We start from the raw sequence: 6,486 nt of genomic DNA on the forward strand, positions 1-6,486 counted from the left end.
CGCGCCACCGCAAGCTGCCCGAAGGACTCTCGTCATGATCTACGAACGCTTCCTGTGCCACGTCGCCGAGCACCCGGACCGGACGGCCCTCAGAACGTCCGGGGGTGAGGTCCTCACCTACCGGGAACTGGCGGACCGGGCCGAACGCGTCGCCGCGGGGCTCGACCGGGCCTCGGTGCGCGCCGGGGACACGGTGGCGACCTGGCTGGACAACACGCCCGGCTACGTCGCCGCCGTCCTCGCCCTGTGCCGGATCGGCGCCGTCCACCTGCCGGTCGGCCGCCAGGCCGACGCCGACAGGATCCGGACGCTGCTCGACCGGTCCGGGGCGTCCCTCCTCGTCGTGGGCGACGGGTTACCGGACGTGCGGCGGATCCCCCGTACGGTGCGCCTGGACGACCTGGAGGTCCCGGCCGCGGCCGGCGGTCCGGCCGGCCGCTCCCCCCACTCCGGGGTGTTCCGGCTGCAGGAGACGTCGGGCTCCACCGGCGTGCCCAGGCTGGTCGCCTGGCGGCAGGAGGACCTGCTGGCGGACCGGCTGGCCTGGATCGAGTGGACCGGGCTCACACCGGACGACCGCGTGTGCTGCATGCATCCCCTGGACGTGGCCCACGGCTCCGACGTCCATCTGTTCCCCGCGCTGCTCTCGGGCGGCGAGCTGCTCCTCGTCGAGTCGGGGGCGACGCCGGACACCGTCCTCGGCTTCCTCGCGGACCACGGGGCCACCGTCTTCAGTGCCCTCCCGCGCCACTACGAGCAGCTCGTGACGGCGTCCGAGGCGCGGGGCGGGGTGCGGCTGCCGTCCCTGCGGCTGCCGCTGTGCGGAGGCGCCTATCTGAACGGCGCGACCGTGGAACGGGCGGAGGAGACGCTGGGAATCCGCGTCCGGCGGATCTACGGTTCCACCGAGTTCGGCATCGTCCTCGGCAATCCGGACGACGTCCCCCAGGCGGGCCGGGGCATGCGGCCGCTGCCGGGGGTCGAGGTCCGGCTGGAACCGCTCGGCGCCAGCCGTCCGGACCAGGGCGAGCTCATCGCCCGCTCCGCCGCCACCAGCGTGGGGTACCACGGCGACGACGAGGCGACCGCGAGGGCGTTCCGGGACGGCTGGTACCGGACCGGCGACGTGGCGGAGCGGCGGCCGGACGGCGAGTACCGGGTCCTCGGGCGGACCGGTGACGCCATCCCGGCGGGGGACCGGGCCCTGTTCGCGCCCGTCCTGGAGGAGGAACTCGCCGCCCGGCTGCCGCTGGACGAGGTGGTGGTCCTGGCGGGCGGGCGCTCCGGCCTCCTCGTGCTCGCCGTTCCCGCGCCGGGTGCGGACGCCGCCGAGGCGGGGGCTGGCGTCCTGGCGGAGCTCGCGGCGCTGGGCGCCGGGGCCACGGTCCACGTGGTGGACGCGATCCCGCACACGCCGGTGGGCAAGGCGGACCGTCCCCGCATCCGGCGGCTCTTCCCGGACGACCCGGGCCCGCGCGCGTAGACCGCTCTCCCCGCCCTTCGTCCACCTCGCCCTCCTTCACCTCACCGGCCGAGGTCGTCGACGGCCGTACGTTCGGCGTTCAGCCCAGGAAGGCCGTCAGCCGGTCGTTCAGCTGCCGCGGCGCGGTGAGGGGCAGGGAGTGGTGGGTGGCTCCGGGGAGCAGGGCCACCTCGGCGTGCGGGAGCGTCCGGCGGGCCCTGTCGGCGGCCTTGCCGGCGTGGTGGGCGCGGCTGCGCTCCGCGAACACGGCCAGCACCGGCATGCGGAGGTCGGCGACCCGGGGGCGGCCGCCGACGACGAGCTTGCGGCCGGGGACCGTGGTGGCCAGCGCGTAGAGGCGCTGCCAGGTCTCGGCCGGGTGGGCATCCGCCGTCTCCCAGGCAAGGAAGGCGCGGGCACGGGCCTCGCTCGGGCGGATCAGGGTGGGCAGGGCGCGCAGCAGGTAGCCGGGACGGAAGCCGGCGAAGACCTGGGTGGGGTCCACGAGGACGAGGCGGTCCACCCGCGACGGTGCGCGCAGTGCGTACCTGACGGCCAGCCAGGCGCCGTACGAGTGGCCGCACAGGTGCGTGCGGGCGAGTCCGAGGCCGTTCAGCAACGCGTCCAGCCAGGCTGTCAGGTCGTCCGCGCTCTTCAGCGGTGTGCCCCGGCGTTCGGTGCGGCCGGCGTCGCCCAGCAGGTCCACCGCGTGGACCCGGTACCGCTCGCCGAGCGCCGGTGCGTTGGCGAACCAGACGAGGCCGGTGGCCGAGCCGCCGGGCAGCAGCACGAGCGGGCTGCCGTCCGCCGGGCCGTACACGTGGACCCGGGTGGGTCCGTACGGGGTGGCGACGTCACGCTCCTCGGTGGTCTCGGGCCAGCGGGCACGGAGCTCGTCGTAGACACGGTCGAAATCGGGCAGGGACACGGCGATTCCCCTCGCTGGGCAATAATCTCGCTCAGCGAGATGTTAGCTGTGGAACCGAGGAGTGCGCATGGAAGAACAGAGCGAAGAACAGAGCCGGGCAATGGGGCTGGTCCACCTGCTGCGCGCGGTCACCGTGGAGTTCGACATGCTCGGCGCCGAGTTCGCCGCGCGCCACGGACTGCATCCCACCGACGTGCGCGCGCTGATCCACCTGCTGGACGCGGAACGCGCCGGTACACGGGCCACGCCCGGATGGCTCGGCGGGCAACTGCGGCTGAACTCCGCCGGGACCACCTCCCTGGTGGACCGGCTGGAGCGGCTCGGACTGGTCTCGCGCGGCAGGGACACGGCGGACCGGCGACGCGTGCTGCTGAAGGTGGAGGAGAAGGCCATGGACCTCGGGCAGTCCTTCTTCGGGCCGGTGATCGGCGAAGTGCTGGCGGCCGCGGAGGTGTTCGAGGCGGGCGAGCTGGAGACGGTGCGCCGCTTCCTGACCGCGGTACTGGAGTCCGCCGGGCGGGCGCGTCCGGTCTGACGCGCCCGCCGGCGCGAGGCCCGGCAGCCGCGGCGGGATCGGTCGCACACGGACGTGACGACCGCGCATGGACGTGACGACGGCGCGAGACCGCCGGGGACCACCGTCGCGGGTCACCTTCCCGGTGAGCGGGAACCGCCACCTGCGCCGGGCCGCCCCTCCCTGTCAGGCTCCGATCCGCTGGGTTCGCGCCCGTGCCCCGGACGGGGGCGGGGCAGCAGGGAGGACGTGACGGATCATGAGGGGCGCGCAGACGATCGCCCGGCTCGCGGACTGGGCCGCGGAGAGGTACGGGGACGAGGAGGCCCTCGTCTTCGGCGAGGACCGGTGGACGTTCGCGGAGCTGCGGGAGCGGGTCGACCGGGTGGCGCGCGCGGTGATGGCGCGGGGAGTGCGCCCGGGGGACTCGGTCGCCGTGTGGGCGCCGAACAGCGCCCGCTGGGTGGCGGCCGCCCTCGGCGCGGTGGCGGCGGGCGGGGTGCTGGTCCCGGTGAACACCCGCTACAAGGCGTCCGAGGCCGCCGACATCCTGCGCCGCTCCCGCACCCGCCTCCTGTTCACCGAGCACGACTTCCTGGGCACGGACTACCGGGCGCTGCTCGCCGCGTCGGGAGAGGAACTCCCGTTGCTCGCGTCGACGGTGACGCTGCACTCCGGTGACTGGTCGCGGTTCCTGTCGGACGGGGAGACGGTGACCGGGGAGGAGCGGCGCTCCCGTACCGGCGCCGTCCGTCCCTCCGACACCGCCGACATCCTCTTCACCTCCGGCACCACCGGCCGTCCCAAGGGCGTGCCCGCCACCCACGCGCAGAACCTGGGTGTCTACGACGCCTGGGCGCGTACGGTCACCCTGCGGCGCGGTGACCGCTACCTCCTGGCCAACCCGTTCTTCCACACCTTCGGCTACAAGGCCGGCGTCCTCGCCTGCCTGTTGCGCGGGGCGACGATCGTCCCGGAGCGGGTCTTCGACGCGGAGGCCGTCCTCGGCCGCATCCAGGACGAGCGGATCTCCGTCCTGACCGGTGCGCCCACGGTCTTCACCTCGCTCGTCCACCATCCCGGGCGCGAGGCGTACGACCTGACGTCGATGCGGATGGCCGTCACGGGCGCGGCGAACATCCCCACCGCGCTCATCGAACAGATCAGGTCATGCATCGGCGCGCGGAGCGTCAACACGGCGTACGGACTGACCGAGTCGACGGGCGTCGTCACGATCTGCCCGCCGCACGAGTCCCCCGAGACGCTGGCCCGCACCTCGGGAACGGCCCTGGAGGGCACGGAGCTGCGCGTCGACGCGCCGCCCGGGGAACCGGGCGAGATCCTCACCCGCGGCTACCACGTGATGCACGGCTACCTCGACGACCCCGAGGCCACCGCGCAGGCCGTCGACGCGGACGGCTGGCTGCACACCGGGGACGTCGGCGTCCTCGACGAGCGCGGCTTCCTGCGGATCACCGACCGGCTGAAGGACATGTTCGTGGTCGGCGGGTTCAACGTGTACCCGGCCGAGGTGGAGCAGGTCCTGCGCGGTCATCCCGCCGTCCTGGACGCGGCGGTGGTGGGCGCGCCCGACGCGCGGCTCGGGGAGGTCGGCGTCGCCTACTGCGTACCGGCGGCCGGGTCCCGGATCGACGCGGCGGAACTGACCGCGTACACCCGCGAACGGCTGGCCAACTTCAAGGCCCCGCGCGCCTTCCGTTCCCTCCCCGCACTCCCCCACAACGCGGCGGGCAAGGTCGACAAGGGCGCTCTGCGGCGGCTGGCGGAGAACACGATCACCGGATGAGGAGAGCAGACACGTGAACGACAGCATCACCGAACCCGCCGTCGGCGACGGCAGCGACGTCGACGTCCTCGTCGTCGGCGCGGGCGTCACCGGCCTGTACGCCGTGCACAGGCTGCGCGGTCTCGGCTACCGCGTGCGGGGCGTCGAACGCGGGGCCGACGTGGGCGGCGTCTGGTACTGGAACCGCTACCCGGGCGCCCGCTGCGACGTGGAGTCCGTGGACTACTCGTACTCCTTCGACGAGGACCTCCAGCAGGAGTGGGACTGGAGCGAGAAGTACGCCGCGCAGCCGGAGATCATGCGCTACCTGTCCCATGTCGCCGACCGCTTCGACCTGCGCCGGAGCTACACCTTCGCCACCTCGGTGACCTCGGCCGAGCTGGACGAGGAGACCCTGCGCTGGACGGTGCGCACGGACCGCGGCGAGGTGATCTCGGCCCGGTTCTGCGTGTTCGCCGTGGGGTGCCTCTCCAGTACGCACGTGCCGGACATCCCGGGGGCCGGGGAGTTCGCCGGTCCGACGTACCACACGGGGGCCTGGCCCCACGAGGACGTGGACTTCACCGGGCTGCGCGTCGGGGTGATCGGCACGGGCTCCTCCGGCATCCAGGCCGTCCCGCTGATCGCCGAGCGGGCCGCGCACCTGACCGTCTTCCAGCGCAGCGCCAACTACAGCGTCCCGGCCGGGAACGAGCCCCTGGACGAGGAGACGCGCCGCCGGCAGAAGGCCGGGTACGCGGAGCGGCGCCGGCTGTCCCGGGCCGGCAGCGGCGGCTCGCCCCACGCGGCGCACCCGTCCCGCACCTTCGAAGTGTCCGAGGAGGAGCGCCGGGCGGCGTTCGAGGAGCGCTGGAAGCTCGGCGGCGTCCTGTACTCCAAGACGTTCCCCGACCAGCTCACCGACCGCGCGGCCAACGACGCGGCACGCGCCTTCTGGGAGGAGAAGGTCCGCGCCCTCGTCGACGACCCCGCCGCCGCCGATCTGCTCGTCCCCACCGACCACCCGATCGGCACCAAGCGGATCGTCACCGACTCGCACTACTACGAGACCTTCAACCGGGACGACGTACGGCTCGTGAGCCTGCGCGAGAACCCGATCGAACGCATCGACCGCACCGGGATCGTGCTGGCCGACGGGTCCCGGGTGGAGCTAGACGCGATCGTGTTCGCGACCGGCTTCGACGCGATGACCGGCGCGATCGACCGGATGGACGTCCGGGGGCGGGGCGGCCGGAGGCTGAAGGACGTCTGGAGCGCGGGCCCCCGTACGTACCTGGGGCTCGGGGTCGACGGCTTCCCCAACCTCTTCCCCCTCACGGGGCCCGGCAGCCCGTCCGTCATGGCCAACGTCGTGCTCTGCGCCGAACAGCACGGCGACTGGCTGGGCGACTGCCTCCGCCACCTCGACGAGCACGGCTACCGCGCGATCGAGGCGAGCCCGGAGGCCGTCGAGCAGTGGGTGGTCCAGTGCCGCGACCGGGCGGCGGCCACGCTGTTCCCGGAGGCGAACTCCTGGTACCTGGGGGCCAACATCCCGGGGAAGCCACGGGTGTTCATGCCGTTCATCGGCGGCTTCGGGGTGTACGGCGAGATCATCGCGGACGTCGCGGGCTCGGGCTACAAGGGGTTCGAACTGATCCGGGGCTGACGCGGCGCCCCGGCGTACGAGAAGTGGCCCCCCCCCCCCCCCCCCCGGGGGGGGGGGGGGCGGGGCGGGTGATATTTACGGAGACGGGCCGTCCGCCGTCCCCCGCCGGGGGATGTAAAACAAAAAA

At 73.6% G+C, this 6,486-nt stretch carries 5 protein-coding genes; 4 read left to right on the plus strand and 1 reads right to left on the minus strand.

Annotated features, from left to right (window positions below; genetic code table 11):
* Positions 1-34: 34 nt before the first annotated feature.
* Complete coding sequence (locus ACFWUY_RS07740; protein WP_384103212.1) at positions 35-1,483, plus strand: class I adenylate-forming enzyme family protein; 1,449 nt, start codon at positions 35-37, stop codon at positions 1,481-1,483.
* 79 nt (positions 1,484-1,562) lie between these two features.
* On the opposite strand, the gene ACFWUY_RS07745 is transcribed toward ACFWUY_RS07740, so the two are convergent.
* Positions 1,563-2,384, minus strand: a complete 822-nt coding sequence (locus ACFWUY_RS07745) for an alpha/beta fold hydrolase (protein WP_384103331.1) — start codon at positions 2,382-2,384, stop codon at positions 1,563-1,565.
* Between the two features lie 73 nt (positions 2,385-2,457).
* Here ACFWUY_RS07745 and ACFWUY_RS07750 point away from each other — a divergent pair, with 73 nt between their 5' ends.
* From ACFWUY_RS07750 to ACFWUY_RS07760, 3 genes are all read left to right on the plus strand, one after another.
* A complete protein-coding gene (locus ACFWUY_RS07750; RefSeq protein ID WP_384103215.1) occupies positions 2,458-2,925 on the plus strand; it encodes a MarR family winged helix-turn-helix transcriptional regulator in 468 nt (155 codons plus the stop codon).
* 238 nt (positions 2,926-3,163) lie between these two features.
* Positions 3,164-4,711: a FadD3 family acyl-CoA ligase gene (locus tag ACFWUY_RS07755; RefSeq protein WP_384103217.1), complete on the plus strand. Its 1,548-nt coding sequence runs from the start codon at positions 3,164-3,166 to the stop codon at positions 4,709-4,711.
* Between the two features lie 13 nt (positions 4,712-4,724).
* Positions 4,725-6,359, plus strand: coding sequence for a flavin-containing monooxygenase (locus ACFWUY_RS07760; RefSeq protein ID WP_384103220.1), 1,635 nt, complete (start codon positions 4,725-4,727; stop codon positions 6,357-6,359).
* The last annotated feature ends 127 nt before the right edge of the window (positions 6,360-6,486 follow it).

It is taken from the genome of Streptomyces sp. NPDC058664, from assembly GCF_042716635.1.
Taxonomy (GTDB): Bacteria; Actinomycetota; Actinomycetes; order Streptomycetales; family Streptomycetaceae; genus Streptomyces.

What these genes read in the sequence shown, in the direction of transcription:
- ACFWUY_RS07740 (WP_384103212.1), top strand. Translation starts at nt 35, where the DNA reads ATGATCTACGAACGCTTCCTGTGCCACGTCGCCGAGCACCCGGACCGG.
- ACFWUY_RS07750 (WP_384103215.1), top strand. Translation starts at nt 2,458, where the DNA reads ATGGAAGAACAGAGCGAAGAACAGAGCCGGGCAATGGGGCTGGTCCAC.
- ACFWUY_RS07755 (WP_384103217.1), top strand. Translation starts at nt 3,164, where the DNA reads ATGAGGGGCGCGCAGACGATCGCCCGGCTCGCGGACTGGGCCGCGGAG.